Source organism: Caldithrix abyssi DSM 13497, from assembly GCF_001886815.1.
GTDB lineage: Bacteria > Calditrichota > Calditrichia > Calditrichales > Calditrichaceae > Caldithrix > Caldithrix abyssi.
Genome location: NZ_CP018099.1, coordinates 2,382,170 through 2,399,718, shown reverse-complemented (window position 1 = coordinate 2,399,718; position 17,549 = coordinate 2,382,170). Strand labels below are relative to the sequence as shown.

General features: G+C 46.9%; 18 protein-coding genes and 1 tRNA gene. 3 read left to right on the top strand and 16 right to left on the bottom strand.

What is annotated here, in order from left to right; genetic code table 11:
• Positions 1–13 precede the first annotated feature (13 nt).
• Complete coding sequence (locus tag Cabys_RS09345) at positions 14–2,077, bottom strand: hypothetical protein (protein ID WP_006930088.1); 2,064 nt, start codon at positions 2,075–2,077, stop codon at positions 14–16.
• Positions 2,078–2,175: 98 nt separating this feature from the next.
• Here Cabys_RS09345 and Cabys_RS09340 point away from each other — a divergent pair, with 98 nt between their 5' ends.
• Both Cabys_RS09340 and Cabys_RS09335 read left to right on the top strand, forming a co-directional pair.
• Positions 2,176–2,622 (top strand): archease, encoded by a 447-nt coding sequence (locus tag Cabys_RS09340; protein WP_006930087.1) that lies wholly within the window; start codon positions 2,176–2,178, stop codon positions 2,620–2,622.
• A gap of 58 nt (positions 2,623–2,680) precedes the next feature.
• A complete protein-coding gene (locus Cabys_RS09335; protein ID WP_006930086.1) occupies positions 2,681–4,135 on the top strand; it encodes an RtcB family protein in 1,455 nt (484 codons plus the stop codon).
• 643 nt (positions 4,136–4,778) lie between these two features.
• Here Cabys_RS09335 and lptB read toward each other — a convergent pair.
• The 12 genes from lptB to Cabys_RS09275 form a co-directional block, all read right to left on the bottom strand.
• Positions 4,779–5,531, bottom strand: coding sequence for an LPS export ABC transporter ATP-binding protein (gene lptB, locus Cabys_RS09330; RefSeq protein WP_006930085.1), 753 nt, complete (start codon positions 5,529–5,531; stop codon positions 4,779–4,781).
• Positions 5,521–6,603 (bottom strand): OstA-like protein, encoded by a 1,083-nt coding sequence (locus tag Cabys_RS09325; protein WP_006930084.1) that lies wholly within the window; start codon positions 6,601–6,603, stop codon positions 5,521–5,523. Before Cabys_RS09325 ends, lptB begins: the two co-directional genes overlap by 11 nt.
• 3 nt (positions 6,604–6,606) lie before the next feature.
• Positions 6,607–7,146, bottom strand: coding sequence for an LPS export ABC transporter periplasmic protein LptC (gene lptC / locus Cabys_RS09320; RefSeq protein ID WP_006930083.1), 540 nt, complete (start codon positions 7,144–7,146; stop codon positions 6,607–6,609).
• Complete coding sequence (locus Cabys_RS09315) at positions 7,143–8,141, bottom strand: KpsF/GutQ family sugar-phosphate isomerase (protein ID WP_218921402.1); 999 nt, start codon at positions 8,139–8,141, stop codon at positions 7,143–7,145. Before Cabys_RS09315 ends, lptC begins: the two co-directional genes overlap by 4 nt.
• On the bottom strand, positions 8,104–8,787 hold the full coding sequence (locus Cabys_RS09310; RefSeq protein ID WP_006930081.1) for an Ig-like domain-containing protein: 684 nt from the start codon (positions 8,785–8,787) through the stop codon (positions 8,104–8,106). Before Cabys_RS09310 ends, Cabys_RS09315 begins: the two co-directional genes overlap by 38 nt.
• Position 8,788: 1 nt before the next feature.
• Positions 8,789–9,598 (bottom strand): hypothetical protein, encoded by an 810-nt coding sequence (locus Cabys_RS09305; RefSeq protein WP_150109303.1) that lies wholly within the window; start codon positions 9,596–9,598, stop codon positions 8,789–8,791.
• Complete coding sequence (locus Cabys_RS09300; RefSeq protein ID WP_006930079.1) at positions 9,576–10,424, bottom strand: CsgG/HfaB family protein; 849 nt, start codon at positions 10,422–10,424, stop codon at positions 9,576–9,578. The genes Cabys_RS09305 and Cabys_RS09300 overlap by 23 nt, the downstream gene beginning before the upstream one ends.
• A 15-nt stretch (positions 10,425–10,439) precedes the next feature.
• Positions 10,440–10,955: a KdsC family phosphatase gene (locus Cabys_RS09295; protein ID WP_006930078.1), complete on the bottom strand. Its 516-nt coding sequence runs from the start codon at positions 10,953–10,955 to the stop codon at positions 10,440–10,442.
• A 68-nt stretch (positions 10,956–11,023) separates the two neighbouring features.
• Positions 11,024–11,545: a type 1 glutamine amidotransferase domain-containing protein gene (locus Cabys_RS09290; protein WP_006930077.1), complete on the bottom strand. Its 522-nt coding sequence runs from the start codon at positions 11,543–11,545 to the stop codon at positions 11,024–11,026.
• A gap of 105 nt (positions 11,546–11,650) precedes the next feature.
• Complete coding sequence (locus Cabys_RS09285) at positions 11,651–12,976, bottom strand: MFS transporter (RefSeq protein WP_006930076.1); 1,326 nt, start codon at positions 12,974–12,976, stop codon at positions 11,651–11,653.
• Between the two features lie 14 nt (positions 12,977–12,990).
• Positions 12,991–13,866: a 3-deoxy-8-phosphooctulonate synthase gene (gene kdsA / locus Cabys_RS09280; RefSeq protein ID WP_006930075.1), complete on the bottom strand. Its 876-nt coding sequence runs from the start codon at positions 13,864–13,866 to the stop codon at positions 12,991–12,993.
• A gap of 265 nt (positions 13,867–14,131) precedes the next feature.
• A complete protein-coding gene (locus tag Cabys_RS09275; RefSeq protein ID WP_006930074.1) occupies positions 14,132–14,917 on the bottom strand; it encodes a transporter in 786 nt (261 codons plus the stop codon).
• Positions 14,918–15,059: 142 nt separating this feature from the next.
• Between Cabys_RS09275 and Cabys_RS09270 the strand changes: the two genes are divergently transcribed.
• Positions 15,060–15,132, top strand: a tRNA-Ala gene (locus tag Cabys_RS09270).
• 322 nt (positions 15,133–15,454) lie between these two features.
• On the opposite strand, the gene hisIE is transcribed toward Cabys_RS09270, so the two are convergent.
• From hisIE to hisA, 3 genes are read right to left on the bottom strand one after another with little or no spacing between them, the layout of a single operon-like run.
• Positions 15,455–16,048, bottom strand: coding sequence for a bifunctional phosphoribosyl-AMP cyclohydrolase/phosphoribosyl-ATP diphosphatase HisIE (gene hisIE, locus Cabys_RS09265; RefSeq protein WP_006930073.1), 594 nt, complete (start codon positions 16,046–16,048; stop codon positions 15,455–15,457).
• On the bottom strand, positions 16,045–16,800 hold the full coding sequence (gene hisF, locus Cabys_RS09260; RefSeq protein ID WP_006930072.1) for an imidazole glycerol phosphate synthase subunit HisF: 756 nt from the start codon (positions 16,798–16,800) through the stop codon (positions 16,045–16,047). The genes hisIE and hisF overlap by 4 nt, the downstream gene beginning before the upstream one ends.
• A complete protein-coding gene (gene hisA / locus Cabys_RS09255; RefSeq protein ID WP_006930071.1) occupies positions 16,794–17,531 on the bottom strand; it encodes a 1-(5-phosphoribosyl)-5-[(5-phosphoribosylamino)methylideneamino]imidazole-4-carboxamide isomerase in 738 nt (245 codons plus the stop codon). Before hisA ends, hisF begins: the two co-directional genes overlap by 7 nt.
• Positions 17,532–17,549 lie beyond the last annotated feature (18 nt).

The window sequence follows — 17,549 nt, the reverse complement described above, 5'->3', positions numbered from 1 at the left end:
TTTAACTCCATCTTTATTCAAATCTTACGGTAAAGTTTAATTGAACAAATGCGTCAAGTTCAATCATATCGCTGGTTCGTAACTTAATCTTGGTTTCGCCCGTGGGTAAAATGGTTGCTTTTTGTTTTAAATAAATCGGCGATTTCTGGAATAACTGCATTTGCTGTTCTGTCAGACGAATGGTAACCTCGCTGGCTGTAGGACTGGAAACGTAGCCGTCGTCTCCAATAACACCGCGTTGGATATCGGCTGTAATAACAATCTTGCGCGTTGAATCGCTTATGGTTGTCGAGTTGACCTCCAGCGAATCATCGGCCAGCACAAGTACAAAATTGGTGGCCAGCGGCGTTCCGTTTTTGATTATCAGATTAAACGTTCCTTCGTGAACATCTTCGGCCAGCCGATCCCTGACGTCCTGATCGATGTCATTCTTTTTAATGCTGTCCAGATCGCTCTCATAGATAATGGGATTCAGCAACTTAAAAAACAACGGCGTTTCAACCGAGAAGACCGTACGCACGCCCTGGCCAATGGCAATTGTTCCCTGCCCTTCTATGGTTGCCTGTCCGCTGATTTCCACCTCTTTGGGTAGCAGCGCAAAAAGGTCAACAATACTATTGGGCGTTTTGTAATTTTTATCCAGAATGATTTCGGTGTACGGCGCCTGACTGGCAGCCTGAATTATCGCATCCACCGTCATCTCTTTGCTCTCGGTGTCGTTAGACGCCTTAAGATTTAAAACCAGATGAAGCGGGATGTCGATCTGGTTTTCCACCCTCAGCGTTAAAACAAGGTCGTCCAGCACCAGACCGCTGCCATTTATTTTATCAAACAGATCCTCATTATTAAGCGTTTGCGGTTCAATATTGAACACGATCGGTTGAATAATGCCCGTTACATTTTCGAAGATGATATCCTCAAAAGTTACGTCAATCGAAATTTGATCTGTTTCTTTAATCGTAACGATGGAGTCTCTGGAACTAACCGTGGCCTCTAACCGGACATGAATGGAATCCAGAGGCGAGCCCGGCTGATTAATATTTTTAATTTCGTATCCGGCAAGATTAATTTGTGTAAGCGAATTTTGAAAAGGCTGAAGATCCAGTTCAATTTGTATGGGGCCGCTATCATTTATTATTTCAGGTAAGGTAATGGTAGCATGGCTATACAAAGAAAGGCCATTCTCAATATTCAGCGTAATTAGCCCCTGTTTGATTTGCGCCTGAATTATTTGGTGTTCATTTTGCGGAAGAGCGATCCTTTCGTCATTAGAAAAAGTTTGTTCGGGCACTTTAGCGTCCGCTTCGCTCACTTCAATATTTTCGATGGTTAAAATAGAATAAATGGTGCCGTTTTTTTGCTCTTGCGTTACAACCTGCGCCGTATCCGAACCGGCAATGGGGATGGTGTATTTCAATAAAAAGCTGTTGCTCACTTCCAGACCGCTGAGATCAACAATATTGCTTTGCGTAACGGCATAAGGTTCAATGGGATCAGGAAATTCAATCGTGGTGACCAGAGTTGGATTGGGACTGTCATTATTATAAACCTCAATCGTCATGCCAGCGTCAACTTTGATAAACAAATCGTTATAAAATGTTAAATAGATATATCCGCTTTTTATGACGGCTCTTTCAAAAAAATCGTAAGTCACTTCTTTGGGATCAGGCGTCACCGTTACAGCAGGATAAGGCGGAATGGTATCGTTTGCGATAACCTCAGGAGGCAACAATTCACTTAAAGTAATCTCCGTCGATTTCATCTCGCTTTTTTCCTGTAATTTAATCGCACCAATTTCAGAGCTGAACTGTGTGTCCTGAGGCCGAATCGTTAAATCGCTCTCTTCAACGTATTCCCAGTCCGTACTATCTTCCAGGTTAAATTTCACAATCGGCTGTCCGTCCGTCGTATCGGCCAACAAAGTTGAATCGTTTACAATTTCTTTCATGGTGATGTTTTTAACGGGCAATTCTAATTTCCATGAGGTATCCCACACAGGCGGGTCCGGCTCATGAATGGTGCAGGCCCCGGCAAAAATTAAAATTAAACCAAGCAGGCTCCAGTTTTTAAAGCGCATCTCGTAAGTTCTCCTGTATTTTTTTTTGACTTTGCAGTATATTCGTCACAATTTAATTTTACCTTAGTAAGAGTAGAAGATCAAGAGCAAATTTAATCATGATGAGTTTCAGACAAATTGAACATACCGCGGACCTTGGGCTGGAAGTGTTTGGCAAAACCATTTCGGAATTGTTTATTAACGCGCATGCCGGATTTTACTACCTTTGTTTTGGAAAACTGGAACTATTGTCGCAGTTACTCCCCTCTTCTGCCCGGCCCGATCTATTGCGCCTGTCAGAACCGAGCAGGGAAGATTTATTGATCGCCTTTTTAAGCGAGCTGAACTTCAATGTGCAGGTCCGGAAGACGGTTTTTTTTCCGCTTAAAAGTTTGACTGTTGAACAACAAAATGGCGCTTATACCTTACAGATGGAAGCGCCCCGTCAGATGCTCCCATTGGAATTGCAAGAACAACTTACGGAAATTAAAGCGGTAACCTATCATGGTTTACAAATCATCCAAAAGAATGGGCAATATGCTGCGACCATTATCTTTGATATTTGAGAAACAAAGGCGCAGGCCTGGCGTTTGTTAAAAAGAAGAAAAAAGAAGGGAAAGTCCAATGAAAAATCCTAAAATCCCTATTAAAAAGATCGACGAAAATTTATACGAGATTGAGCCTTTTGGAGACATGCGCGTTGCGGGACGCGTTTACGCCTCGCCGGAAATGATGGAAGGTCTTCTGGAAGAGCAGGCTCCTTTACAACAGGTTATCAATGTGGCGCACCTGCCCGGCATTGAAAAATATTCGCTGGCCATGCCCGATATTCACTGGGGTTACGGTTTTCCCATTGGCGGCGTGGCGGCTACCGACTGGCAGGAAGGTGTGATTTCGCCGGGCGGCGTGGGCTACGACATTAATTGCGGCATGCGTCTGGCCACTACCAGCCTGAGAGAAGATGAAGTAAAAAAACGGCTGGATAAACTAATCCAGGAATTGTTTAAAGCCATTCCCACGGGAGTCGGCTCTTCGCACGCCATTAAAAAGCTCTCCAAAAACGATCTAAAAAAAGTGGCGCAAGAAGGGGTGCAATGGGTCATTCAGCAGGGCTACGGCAAGGCAGAAGACCTGGAAGTCATTGAAGAAAAAGGCAGAATGCCCTTTGCCGATTTCTCCGCCGTAAGCCAGCGCGCCATTGAACGCGGATTGGATCAATTAGGCACCCTGGGTTCCGGCAATCATTTTCTGGAGGTGGATGTTGTAGATCGAATTTACGATGAGCAAGCAGCAGCCGCTTTAGGTTTGTTTGAAGGACAAATCGTTGTTTTGATTCATAGCGGTTCACGCGGTTTTGGTTATCAAATCTGCGACGATTATTTAAAGGTGATGAGCAAAGCCGCGCAAAAATATCATCTGGATTTACCGGATCGCCAGCTGGCTGCCGCGCCCATTCAAAGTCCGGAAGGCCAGGATTATTTTGCCGCCATGTCCTGTGCCGCCAATTTCGCATGGAGCAATCGCCAGGTGATCATGGATCTGGCCCGACGCGTTTTTAAACACGTTTTCAATATTTCTGACGCCAATCTGCAATTTAACCTTGTTTACGATGTTTCGCACAATATTGCCAAAAAGGAAACACACAAAGTTGGCGACCGAGAAAAAACCGTTTGCGTCCATCGCAAGGGCGCGACCAGAGCGCTGGCGCCGGGGCATCCTCTGCTGCCTGAAAAATATCGCGCCGTCGGACAACCGGTGTTAATTCCCGGCGATATGGGACGCTACTCTTTTGTTTGCATCGGTACGCAAAAGGCGATGGAAGAGACTTTCGGCAGCACCTGTCATGGAGCCGGCCGCCTGCTCAGCCGCCGCCAGGCTAAAAAAGCAGGCGCTGGACGCAATTTAATTAAAGAGCTTTCGGCGCGCGGAATTGTGGTACAGGCCAGAGGCAAGGCCACGGTGGCCGAAGAGATGCCCGAGGCCTACAAAGACGTCCAGTCGGTTGTGAACGTGATGCACCAGAGCGGCATTAGCCTTAAAGTGGCCCGTTTACGACCCATTGGCGTAATTAAGGGGTAGCGGTGAAGCAACAGGCGCCTGAAAAGAAATTAGAATACTTCCTTTAAAAGATCTAAAGCAGCGTAGCCGCAACCTAAATCAACCGCAACACGTGCATAGTAATTTTCTCGCATATTACGCCAATAATCGCAGAAAATTATTTAACATTTAAGACAAAAGATAAACAAAAACGGCGCTATTTACGCCCGGGGCTGTCCCAAAAGTCAAAGAAAATGTATTTTTATAAAGTTTTTCTTTCCCTCACTCCCTTTAATTCCCCCTCTCCCGAAAATCGGGATAGGGGGAAAGGGGGTGAGGGCTATTGTAAACTTTTCTCTATTTTTTGCATAAATATACATTTGATGTCGCTTTTGAGACACCCTCGGCTGGGGGATGAGTTTTTAAAACAGCACAAAAATTTTCAAACGCTTTTCCGTTAAAGCTTTCAGAGGAAGTATTCTAATACTTTAGCGTGCGAAAATTTTCGTAAACGCCTGACGCGTTTCTCATTACTTCGTTAAGTCCTGGCGTTCTTTGCGACTGCTTTGCGGTTGATTAAATTAAAGCTTTGGTTGCGGCTATGTTGCCTTAGAATGAACTCATCCCTAATTCGAGCCCAGCCTCTCGCTGTGGCGTGATGATTTTTAATTTTTAATTGTATTTCTCACCGGTCCAAACGGAAGCGTTCTCCCAGGTAGAGTCTGCGCGCTTCGGCGTCGTTGGCCAGAAAATCCGCATCGCCTTCTTTTAAAATGCGGCCTTCAAACAACAGATAAGCGCGATCGGTAATGGAAAGCGTTTCGTGCACATTGTGGTCGGTAATCAAAACGCCGATGTTTCGCTTTTTCAATCCCTGCACAATATTTTGAATGTCTTCCACGGCAATGGGATCAACGCCGGCAAAAGGCTCGTCCAGCAAGATAAAACGTGGATTGGTAACCAGCGTACGGGCGATTTCTGTGCGCCGCCGCTCGCCGCCGGAGAGTTGAAAGCCTTTCGATCGGGCGATGTGCGTAATGCTCAGCTCTTCCAGCAGCTGTTCGGTGCGCCGTTTTCTCTCGTCGCGCGGCACGCCGATCATTTCCATGATGGCCAGCAAGTTTTCTTCCACCGTAAGCTTACGAAAAATGGACGCCTCCTGCGGCAAATACGCCACACCGCGTCGCGCGCGGCGGTACATGGGCAGTTTGGTGATATCCTCGTTGTTCAGGTAAATTTTCCCTGCATTGGGCTTAATCATCCCCGTAATCATGTAAAACGTCGTGGTTTTACCGGCTCCGTTGGGCCCCAGCAATCCAACAATCTCGCCCTGCCGCAGATAAATGGAAACGTCATCTACCACGCGCCTTTTATGGTAAATTTTTACCAGATTTTTGCTTTCCAGAACAGCCGGTTCAGTGTTTTTATTATTCAACATCAATCTCCTTTTTAAACGCTTCGGGATAGTAGGTTCCGCGCGCCCCGCCAATTATGCTGATGCTGTCCAGCCTGCCGGCTTGAAAAAAGATTTTAATGGTGTCCGCCGTGGCGAAATTGGCGCCCCTTTCCTCGTTTTCATCGGTGATGTAATATAAACTGCTGGCGTTATCAATGGCAATAATTCGTTCCGCTTTTTTATTTTTTATATGGAAATGAATTAGCTTGCCTTTTAACACGTCTTCTTCACCCGTTGTGGAATCAGCCAGAGTTCTGGCCTCGGCCTCCCCGATGAGCGTAATTCTTTTCAGGCGCAACGAATCAAAATAAACTTCCATCTCCACCGCTTTTAACCGGCTGTCTTCGTACCAGGCGCGCGGATTATGTTTCAACACGGCCAGGTCTTTTTCGATCCAGTAAATAGCCGTGTCGCACACTGCCTTTAAATCGCCCTGTAAAATGGTCACGCTATCAATAGCCACCGCTTTACGTTCTTCTTTTCGATCAAAATATTGCAAAACCTGTCCGAAAATATTCAAAGTGTCGTTCGAAGCGCTGTCGATCTTCATTAGATGAGCCTGAATCGAAACCTGGCTGAACTTTTCCTGCGGATTGTAAAAGCCGTATTGCCCCCAGATGTGCGTTAAATTTTCACGATTAAAAAGATAAAGATTTTCCCTGGCCAGGGCGCTGCCGTCTTTAAAGTTGTACTCAAGATATTCGGAATAGAGCGAATCTTTTTCTGTTTTGATGCGCACCTGTCCATAGCAATAGCTTTGCTGCGGTTGCCAATAGTATTCGATTTTTTTGGCGCGAATGGTGCTTTTGCCGTCTGTAATGATTACATGACCTTCAAAGTCAATTTTCTCCTTTTCTTCGTACATCACGGCTCGATCGCACCACATGTGAATGGTATCCTGCTGGAAGTGCACATTACCTTCAAAAATACGCAGTTGTTCGCCGCCGACTTTTTTCCCGATGTGTTTATCGGCATGAATCAGCTCGATGCCCTGACTCTGACCAAACAGATTAGCGATGATTAATAGGGAGAGCAAAATAACATTACGTACCATGGGCTACTCGAGATCAATTTTTTTAGAACTACGTCCCCGGGGATTGATGATTTCATAATTGATCAAATCCGGGCTGGAACGAAAGCGATCGCCATAAAGCGTATCGTTTTCTTCCGTGGTCAACATGATGGGGATTTCAGAATAGATTTCTTGTTTTTTATTATCCCATTTAAGCGTATCGGTATAAAGCGTTACACCGCTGTCCGAAACCACCACCACATTTCCGTAAGCTTCCATGTCCTGGGTCTGGTCGTTGATGCGTCCGCCCTGCGCGGTTAATACGGATTTATGATTGCCGAATTCATCATAAAAATCGACCTGAATATTCTCATCCAGTAAGGTAACATTTTTTTTAGAAAACTTTTGCACATGACCGGCCTTCAAAACGCCGACGGTTTTTCCGTCTTTGGTAATTAAAACGGTGGTATTCCAGCTTTCCTGATCCGGAAAGGCCTGAGGTTCGGGTGCCTGACCTGTTTGCGGTGTCTCCTGCGAACAGGCCAGGAGCAGAAAGGCCAGAAGAAGGCAACATTTCCATTTCATGCGGTGATTCCCTCCTGCATCAGGTCATGCAAATGAACAACGCCGACCAGTTTTTCCTTTTCATCCAGCACAGGCAGGGCGATAATGCGGAATTTTTCCATTTCCTTGTAGGCGATGGTAGCCAGATCGTCTTTGTGGATGTATTTGGGATTTGGATTCATAACATCGGTAACCGGAATATGAAAAATTTGTTCGGTTTTTTCAATCAGGCGGTTTAAATCGCCGGTGGTAATCACGCCCTTTAAATGCATTTGATGATCCACAACGGGACAGATGCCGCGTTTGTGAGCCATTTCCATAATCGCTTTTTGCATGATGTCTTCCTGAAAGCAGAACGGCAGGCGGTCGCCGCTTTCCATTAAATCCGAAACGCGCATCAGTAACTTTTTCCCCAAAGTTCCGCCGGGGTGCAGCAGGGCAAAATCCTCGGCCGAAAAACCGCGCGCTTCTAACAGGGCGATGGCCAGGGCGTCGCCCAGAGCCAGGGTAACGGTGGTACTGGCCGTGGGCGCCAGATCATTGGGACAGGCTTCCTCTTTTACGCTGATATCCAGCCAGACCTTAGCGTACCGGGCAAGGGTTGATTTTTTATTGGCCGTCATGGCAATGACCGGCACATCCAGTCTCCTGAAAGAAGGCAGAAGATTAACCAGCTCCACCGTTTCGCCGCTTTTGGAAATGGCGATGATCACGTCGTCCCGATGCACCATGCCCAGATCGCCGTGAATGCCCTCGGCCGGATGCAGAAAGGCCGACGTTGTTCCCGTACTGGCCAGGGTGGATGAAATTTTGCGGCCAATGGCGCCGGATTTTCCCATGCCGGTCACAATCACCCGGCCCTTACAATCCAGAATCACCTGAACAGCCTGCGCGAAATTTTCGTTAATACGTTCTTCCAGCGCAGCCAACGATTGCTTTTCAATTTGAATGACCTTTTTACCTATTTCAATAATCCGATTATTGTTCATTTTCACCGGGTAAAATTCCTCCGACATAAATGTAAATTACATCCTGCCCTTTACTTTGCAACTGGTTGTTGGCGGTCGCTTCGGCTTTCAACGCCGTTTTGCCAACCATCGTCTCATCAAGCGTAATATTGAACAGATAGAGGCCGTTCTGCGCATTATCCGATTCGCCCATTAAATGGTCGTTGATCAATAAACGCACTATGGAAACGTCGTTTTCATGCTCGGCCTGTATTGTAACCGCACAGCTTTGCCCCGTAACAAAATACGCCCCATCCTGGGGTTCAAGAATATTGACGACCGGCTCCGACGTACTGATCACGTTAATCTGCCGGCGGGGCGAAGCGCTTTCACCATCCTCATTTTTAACGATCACCCACAAATGATACAGCCCGCCGCTCAACGGCGCTACCCAGAACACTGTATCATTGTCGAAGGGCGGTAAAAAGCTTCCGCCATCGGCGTGCCAGTCGTACTGTAACGGGCCTTCCAACGGATTGGTGGCTTTGATGCTGGCGCGAATGGTATCGCGCGGCATCACCTGATCCTGAGAGAGCACAATACCCCGTTCGTCCAGTTCCGGCAGCTGCTTTGGATTGATCAGCTCGCCGACCTGTTCGCAGCCACTCCACAAAAACAACCCCCATACAAGGAGAAGAATGAATCGAACGTTCATATTAAAATTCCACATATTTGGACTGCAACACCTGCAGCTCGTCTTCCGTCACCAGGGCAAACGCCACACCATCGGCGCGCTGCTCTGCAATCTGCCCACCCAAAATTTCTACATACTCCCCTGCCTTAATTTTATCGATTAAAATCCCCGGCCAGCTCATTTTCACCACCGAATTCAGTTCCAGATTTTCAAAGGCGTTCTTTTTTAAAAACAAGATGCGTAAGCGTAAATTTTCTGCCTGGCGTTTGCCCAGTCGAGCGATCAAACAACGAACCTGTACCACGCCCGCCGATCTTTCAATGATGGGCTCAAGAATGTAATCGTTCTTTTGAGCGATAAGTTCCGAAACCGCCCGCTCCATCCTCATTTTTAAGGAATTTTCATCATAGGCGCCGGAAAATCTTGCCTGCGCGCCATTCAAATACACATCGGGCAATACGCGCGGAAGATCGGACGCCGCCTGAACATATTTATCCTGCAACTGCAGAAAATAGGTCTGCTGCTGGTCGTCGTTAAACGGATCATCGTACAGGGCGCTATCGAGCAGCAGATCGCGGTGGTAATGCACCACAATCATTTTCAAAGGGAAATCGGCCGTCAGAGCATTTAAACTTTGCACCGCCCATCTATTGTACGGAGAGGGATGCGCCAGATTAACAAAGGCTTCTACCAGCGGAACGGTCTGGCTGTAGCTGTCGGGATTTTTAGGATCTAACAGATTATCGCGCTCCAGATCCGTGCAGGAAAGGCCAAACAAGCCAGACAAAATAATAAAAAGCGGCAGCGCTTTAAAAACGAATCGTAAAGCCAAACCGCGCCCCTCTTTCATAAAAATCCCACTGGTAATTAATCGAGGGCCCCTTTTCGGAGCCCGCCTTTAAATCCTTCTGCTTCATATTTTTTAGCCAGCTAACGGTTGCGCCAACCAGACTGATTCCGGCCAGTCCCCAAAAGGCATCCGAAAGCCGATTTAACCGGTTAGCCTTATCGTAATACCGATCAAAGTCTTTTAAAGATGTCGCCGCGTGGTAATCATCATAGGCATTTTGAGCATTCTTTTCTAACAGGCCGGCGGTCATACCGCTGACCAGAGCGCCCAACAAAAAGTAAGCGGTTGGGTAGCGCTTCAATGAAACTTTTTGTTGGTACTTCCCTTCGCCGGTCAGGCGAAAGCGAATATTGTTGCCCAGCAAATGAGCCATCTGCGCGAAATGTTTATTGTCCGGCGCTTCCACTTTTTCGACCATTACCTCGCCTGTTTTCACGCGCGTGATATGGGCTAAAATCACATAGTTTTGGCCCACTTTTGTAATTACGCCGCTCAGGATTACATCCGCGCCGGCCAGTTTACCGATTTTTTCAGCCAGCGTCGGGTTTTGCACAAAGCCGCTCAGGGCCAGGTGCATTTCGGCAAATATTTCTTTCAGCCGGTTACGCTCAAGTAAAATCAGGTTTTGCGAGGCGCCCAGTTCCACGCTTAAATAATCGGGTAAATTGCGCTGCCAGCCGTCGAGCAGGATTTCATCGGTTTGATTTTCAAAGCTGGTGATGGCCACGTGAATTTGCGCTGTTAACGGCGCCATAAAACCCGGTATTAAAAGGATTAAAAAGGCCAGGATTTTTTTCGATACAAACATGGTCACACTCGAGATTTATCGTGACAACTGATCGATGAGCGCGTGAAGTTTGTTTTGCCATTTTAAGATTTTATCGATTACTTCGCGCACGGCGCCCTTGCCGCCTTCGGCCACCGTAACATAATCGGCAATGGCTTTTACCTCATCGCGGGCATTGGCCACCGCCACACTAAAACCGACACGCTTCAAAACGGGAATATCCAGCACATCGTCTCCAATATAGCAAATTTGCTCGTCGCTCAATTGCATTTGTTGCTTAATCTTCTCATATTCGGGCAATTTTTCAAAACTGCCCTGCGAAACGATATCGATTTTTAATTCCTCTGCCCTCCGCCGCACCAGTTCCGATTTACGCCCGGTCAGAATGCCTGTTTTAAGCCCGGCCATGCGCGCCAGGGTGATTCCCATGCCGTCCTGCACGTTAAACATTTTCAACTCATCGCCGGCAGCGGAATAGATGATTTCCCCGGCGGTTAGCACGCCGTCAACATCCATTAAAATCAATTGAATTTGAGAAAGTTTTTTGCGCATTTTAAACCATTTATTTTAGATACTTTACAAGATTATCGTCTTAATTTTAGCGAAAAAACGCTTGTAATTCAACTTTTGTAGAAATTAATGATCGCCTTGCAAAATTGCGGCAGGTCGTCCGGTCGTCGGCTGGAAATCATGTTGCGGTCCACCACTACCGGTTGATCTACCCATTTGGCGCCGGCATTTTCCAGATCGTCTTTAATACCCGGCGTGGAAGTGCAGGTAAAGCCCTTTACAATGCCTGCCGAAATAGCGATCCAACCGCCGTGACAGATATGGGCGATTAACTTGCCGCGTTGGTGGATTTCGGCGGTAATGTGTTTTACCTTATCCATACGCCTTAACTTATCGGGTGCAAATCCTCCGGAAAGAATCAGACCATCGAAATCTTCAAAGCTGATTTCATCAATAGCTGCCTCCGCCTGGCAGGGATAACCGTTTTTCCCCCTGTAGATCTTTCCCTTTTGCGGCCCGGCAACCAGCACTTTGGCCCCGGCTTCCAGTAATCTGAGCTTCGGATACCATAGTTCCAGGTCTTCGTAAAGGTCTTCCACAAAAAACAGAATGCGTTTATCTTCTATAGACATGTTTTCCCTCCGTTAGGTTTTGGAAAAAAGTGCAGCACAAAATGCTGCACTTTTTATTCCTTCAGGCAAAGGCCTCATTTTTTGTTACCAAATACATTTTTTAGGTCACGCAGTCTGTTGTGCTCTCCTTCGATCGATGGTATCGCAAACATACTTGTAAATCATCAACAACACAAATGCCAGTAAGCCGACGCCGGCATAAAAATACCAGATGTAATGCGCATGTTCATAAGCGGTTGCCTTTTGCAATTCGGTCAAAGTTCTGGGATCCGGACAGTATTTGTCCAGCAGATAACCGCTTGAGACAAAAGCAAACAAATTGGCAAAGAAGGTCGTTAAGTGCGAATAGCCCAGGTAAAGCCCTTCTTCACCTTTTGGGGCCTGTTTGGAAGCATACTCTAAAAAACGCGGCGAAAGAAAGGTTTCGGCCAATCCCTGTAAAGCGATGCCGAAGATCAGGGCGACTGTGATGGGATGCAGTGTAAACAGACCGAAAATAGAAACCTGATCGCCTGTAATGGCCGTTAAAACAGGGCTGAGCGCAATGCTCAACGCCGAAAAGGGGATAATGAGCAAGGCGATGCCAATCGAGCTAACCGGTTGAATTTTACGCACCAGATGGGTAACGGGCACCACAAAAAGCACAACGACCAGGGGATTGACATTAGCCAGCCATTCGGGCGATGCGTGTTCGCCCACCAGTCGCAGAGTATATTTAGGCATGGTGGCGTACAACTGGTGTTGAATGGCCCAGAATCCGGCGACAATTAAAATCAGCGCCATAAAACGCACGTTTTTCAATACACGAATCAGCCCGTCCAGCGCTTCTTTTAAACTTTTGCCCTTGCCGGTGGTGTCGAGATCTTTGTACATAAAATAAACGATGATCAGAGCAATAAAAGCCATGCCTGCGGCGTAGAAATTGATGTAGCGCAGTCCCAGTTCAACGCGCAGAGGCTTGGCAATAGTTTTGCCTAAAAAGGCGCCGATGTTGACCATCATGTAAAAGATGGAATAGGCCCGCGCACGGTGTCTTTCATCGGAAGCTTTGGCAACGGTGCCGGTAATGATTGGTTTAACAAAAGAGCCGCCCAGCATGATAAAGGCCAGCGCGGTCACGGCAACCAACTTGGTGGGCCATAGCCCCAGTAAAAAATAGCCGCCGCTTAACAATGCAAAGGCCAGCAGCAAAGCAGACCGGAAGCCCATTTTATCGGCCAGGGTTCCGGTAAAGGTTGGCGATAAATAGATTAACGAGGCAAACAGACCGGTTACCCAACCGGTTTCCACATCGGTGAAACCTACTTCACGCGTCAAATAAACAGCGAGAACAATAAACATGCCGTAATAAGCGGCGCGTTCAAACAGTTCAATGATGTTTGCCACCCAGTATTCACGGGGAAACTTCCAGCTAAGTTTGGCTTCTTCCATTACATGCTCCTGTTTTATTTTCCTGAATAATTTTTATAATCGTAAAGACCGGTTTCATCAAATGGCAAATGGGGTTTGATCAGTTCATCGATGGCTTTGGCCTGTTTGAGCAGCTCTTCCAGTTTTTGCAAGGGAAGCATGCTGGCCGCATCGCACAGGGCGCCATCGCAATCGGGATGGGTTTCGATGAACAGCGCATCTACACCGGCGGCAACGCCGGCTCGCGTTAAACCAAAAATAAACTCTTTAGCCCCGCCGCGTGGATCGCTGCTACTGACGCCGTATTTTCGAATGGCATGCGTGGGATCCAGCACCACCGGATAGCCAAGATCGCGCATGATTTTGAGATTTCGCATATCAACGATCAGATTGTGATAGCCGAAAAACGTACCACGCTCGGTCAGCAATATTCTGTCGTTGCCCTGACCGGTTATTTTGTTAATGGCCGTCTGCATGTCCGATGCAGCCAGGAACTGTCCTTTTTTTACATTGATCACCTTACCTGTGCGGGCCACAGCCAGCAAAAGCGTTGTTTGCATGGAAAGGAAGGCCGGCACCTGAATAACATCCAGCACTTCCGCGCAGGCTTCGGCGTCGTGCGCATCATGAATATCGGAAAGCACCGGAATGCCGAACGTATCTTTTACTTTTTGCAGTATCTTCAAACCCTTTTCCAGACCCGGGCCCTGGTAGGATTCCGCAGAAGATCGGTTGTCTTTTAAATAGGACGATTTGAAAATTAATGGCATGTCCAGTCTATCGGCAATCGCTTTTACCTGTTCTGCCGTTTTTAAAACAATATCTTCGCTTTCGATTACACACGGTCCGGCAATGAGCGCCAGTGGATGTCCCGGGCCGATTTTAATACCCGCCACGTCAATAATTTTCATTTACTCCTCCTGAATTAATAGTCTGATTTTTTAAATGCGACAATTTACGGGATTAATGGAATGGATTCAATTAAAACACCCTGTTTTTTCGCCCATCATGGGGCGCCTGCATTAAAGATTTTTAATGTTTTTCAGGACTGTTGTTTTAAAGCTCATTAATACTGAAAATCAGAAGCGGTACAACCGCAACCAACAACTTTTGATCAGTTAAATGCAAATTAAAAAAACTAAACGAATTATGTCCAGTTAGTGTTGACGTATTCTCCTATCTGGGCAGGCGGATTCCACCACCCACGCTGATGAACCAGTCAGGCGCTTCTTTGTTTAGCCCTTTACCTCCGTAAATGTCAAAGATAACTGTTCGACTGGTCAGAACACTGATACCAAAATCAAAGACAGATAGCGCTTCGCCTTTTGCCGGATCCGTGCGCGCCACTTCGATAAATGCCGATGTTTGTTCTGAAAAATTGACGCTTAGCACCAGCGAATAAAAATATTCCATAAAGTCTGCATTGCGATAGGTAAAGCCTGCATTGTACTCAAAACGCGCGGCCTCGCTCAAAGGATGCGATCCGATGAACGTCGCCCCCGGTTCAACTTTATCGGAAATTAGCTCTTTTGACCCCACCGGTAAGCCAACCGTCATTAGCAGCGCGCCATCAGGAATAATGCCTTTGCTTTCCAGCACTCTGAGTTTGGCGCCCAGGTTAAGCCCTTCAATAGAGCTGATTGAAGATTTTTGATCGAGAATTTTTTCCCGCTGATAGGTAAACTGGCTGCCCAGGCGCAATTCAAATTTCTTGGTTAAACCAAAGCGCAAGGTGGTACTGGCCATTTGCATTTTAACCATTTCCAGATTTTCATTGCCGGGAAAATTTTTGTCCACCGTGTAGGTAAACCCACTTTCGATTTGAAAGCGCATTTTTTTCAACGTTGTGTAAGTATTGGATTGTCCCGGCCGATCAATAGAAATGGCGTCGTAATACTGCGCAAACAGCGAATTGAAAGAAAAGATAAAAAGCAAACTGAACCAGAGAATTAAATTTTTCATTACGCCTCCAAAAAAATAGTAAAAATCCTCAGCACGTCAAATGTAACGTTTGTGACCGATAAAATCAAAAATGAAAAGGGCGGATAAAATTGTAGTTGACACCATTTGTTTATTTGATTATATTTGGGAACTCAAAAATCACGGGGCTGTAGCTCAGTTGGGAGAGCGCTTGAATGGCATTCAAGAGGTCAGGGGTTCGAATCCCCTCAGCTCCACTTTTAAAGGCTGCCTGATGGCAGCCTTTTTCATTTGTTTGGAAGTCATTCTGAACAGAGCGCCAGCGTAGTGAAGAATCCCTTGTATGATAGGGGGTGAGTTTAAAGCACAGCCAAACTACAAGAAATATTTAAAATTGTTTAAATTTTATGATTTTTTCTGCGATCATCTGCAAAATCTGCGTGCAATAAAAAGCTTAACAGCAGAGCATGAAAATGCGCTTTTCGCAGATCGCTCAGATTGACGCAGAGTTTTTACTTTTTGGTGAGTATCTGCGGTGTTCGCCTGCAAAGGAAATATTGCCAACAGACCTGTTAAAATCTAACCGTGACGTTTTTCCAGCACCTGAGCCACATCTCCCAGACTTAAATCGTGCGCTTTTAACAGCACCAGCAAATGGTACATTAAATCGGCCGTTTCTTGCAGCAGACGTTCTTTGTTGTTGGTGACCGCATCGATCACCACTTCCGTGGCCTCCTCGCCCACCTTTTGGGCGATCTTTTTTATTCCTTTTTTGAATAAATGCGTGGTGTAGGATCCTTCTGGCAGTTCTTTTTTCCGGCTTTCAATCAATGCTTCCAGTTGATTTAAAAAATCGATGGAAGATTGATTTTCTTCAAAAAAACAGGTGTCGCTACCGGTGTGGCAAACCGGTCCGGTAGGCACAGCTTTAATGAGCAAAGTGTCGCCGTCGCAGTCGGGTAGAATTTCCCTCAATTTTAAATAATTTCCAGATGTTTCGCCTTTGGTCCATAGTTTTTGTCGGCTGCGGCTGAAAAAAGTAACCAAACCGCTCTCTTTTGTTTTTTGTAATGCTTCATCATTCATGTAGGCCAGCATTAACACCCTGCCGGTGTTGGCATCCTGGACGATGGCCGGAATCAGACCGTTGTTTTTGCTAAAATTTAACTTCATAAACGCACCGCAATATTTTGTTTTTTTAAAAATTGTTTTAATTCGGGAATGGGAATTTCTCCGAAGTGAAAGATACTGGCGGCCAGGGCGGCATCGGCTTTGCCCTGCTGAAAAATTTCCACAAAATGCTCTTTTTTGCCCGCTCCGCCGGAAGCAATGACTGGCACGGCAACCGCTTCGGAGATGGTTCGCGTTAATTCAACGGCAAAACCGTTTTTGGTGCCGTCATGATCCATGGAGGTGAGCAAAATTTCACCCGCGCCGCGCTGCACGCCTTCTTTGGCCCATTGAACGGCGTCTAACTTCGTGGGCGTTCGTCCGCCATCCACATAAACAAGCCAGCCGCTGCCAACTTTTCTGGCGTCAATGGCCAGCACCACGCATTGGCTGCCGAAAGCCAAGGCCAATCGTTCAATCAAATCAGGGTCGCGCACGGCCGCCGAATTAATGGAAACTTTATCTGCGCCGGCGTCCAACAAAAGCCGTACATCGTCTTCGCTTTTAATTCCGCCTCCAACCGTGAATGGAATATTCAGATTGAGCGCCACTTTCTTTACCAGTTCCACAAATGTCCGGCGCCCTTCTACCGTGGCGGTAATGTCCAGGTACACCAGCTCATCGGCGCCCTGCTCAGCATAGGCTTTACCTAATTCTACCGGATCGCCGGCCTGCCGGAGCTGAACAAAGTTGACGCCCTTTACCGTTTGACCGTCTTTAACATCCAGACAGGGAATGATGCGTTTGGTTAACATAGGTAATCCTTCAGTTCTTCCAGTTGAATAAAGCCCTCGTAATAGGCTTTCCCAAAAATCACGCCATTAACGCCAGCCTGTTGCAACGCGGCAAAGTCGTCCACATCCTTCACCCCGCCGCTGGCAATGATCTTTAGCTCTGGAAAGCGTTTGCGCAACTGATGGTAAAGTTCCACATTGGGCCCCTGCAGCATGCCGTCTCTATCGACATCCGTACAGATCACCGTTTTAACGCCTCTGGGCAGATAAAATGCAATGAGGTCATAAATTGTCCATGACGCTTCTTCCTGCCAGCCGTGGATGGCGATGCGCTCCCCTTTCACGTCGGCGCCCAGAATAATTCTCTCGCCGCCAAACTTTTGCATCCAGTTTTCCACCAGCGCGGAATTTTTAGCAGCAATGCTGCCGGCCGTCAGAAAATCGGCGCCGGCGTCAAATACCTGTTGCACATCATAGGTCGTGCGAACGCCGCCGCCAAAATCTACAACCAGACTGGTGTTTTGCTTGATTTTTTCCAGTACTTTCAGATTGATGACGCGTCCCAGCCGGGCGCCGTCCAGGTCAACCAGATGCAGGCGTTTAAAGCCAGCCCCGGCGAATATTTTCGCCTGCTCCAGCGGGTCACGTGAATAAACCGTTTTGGAATCATAAGCGCCGCGCGTAAGGCGTACGCACTGCCCGTCGATTAAATCAATAGCCGGAATTAACTGCATTTTTTGTTTCATATTCATTTGCATTTGTGTAATTTT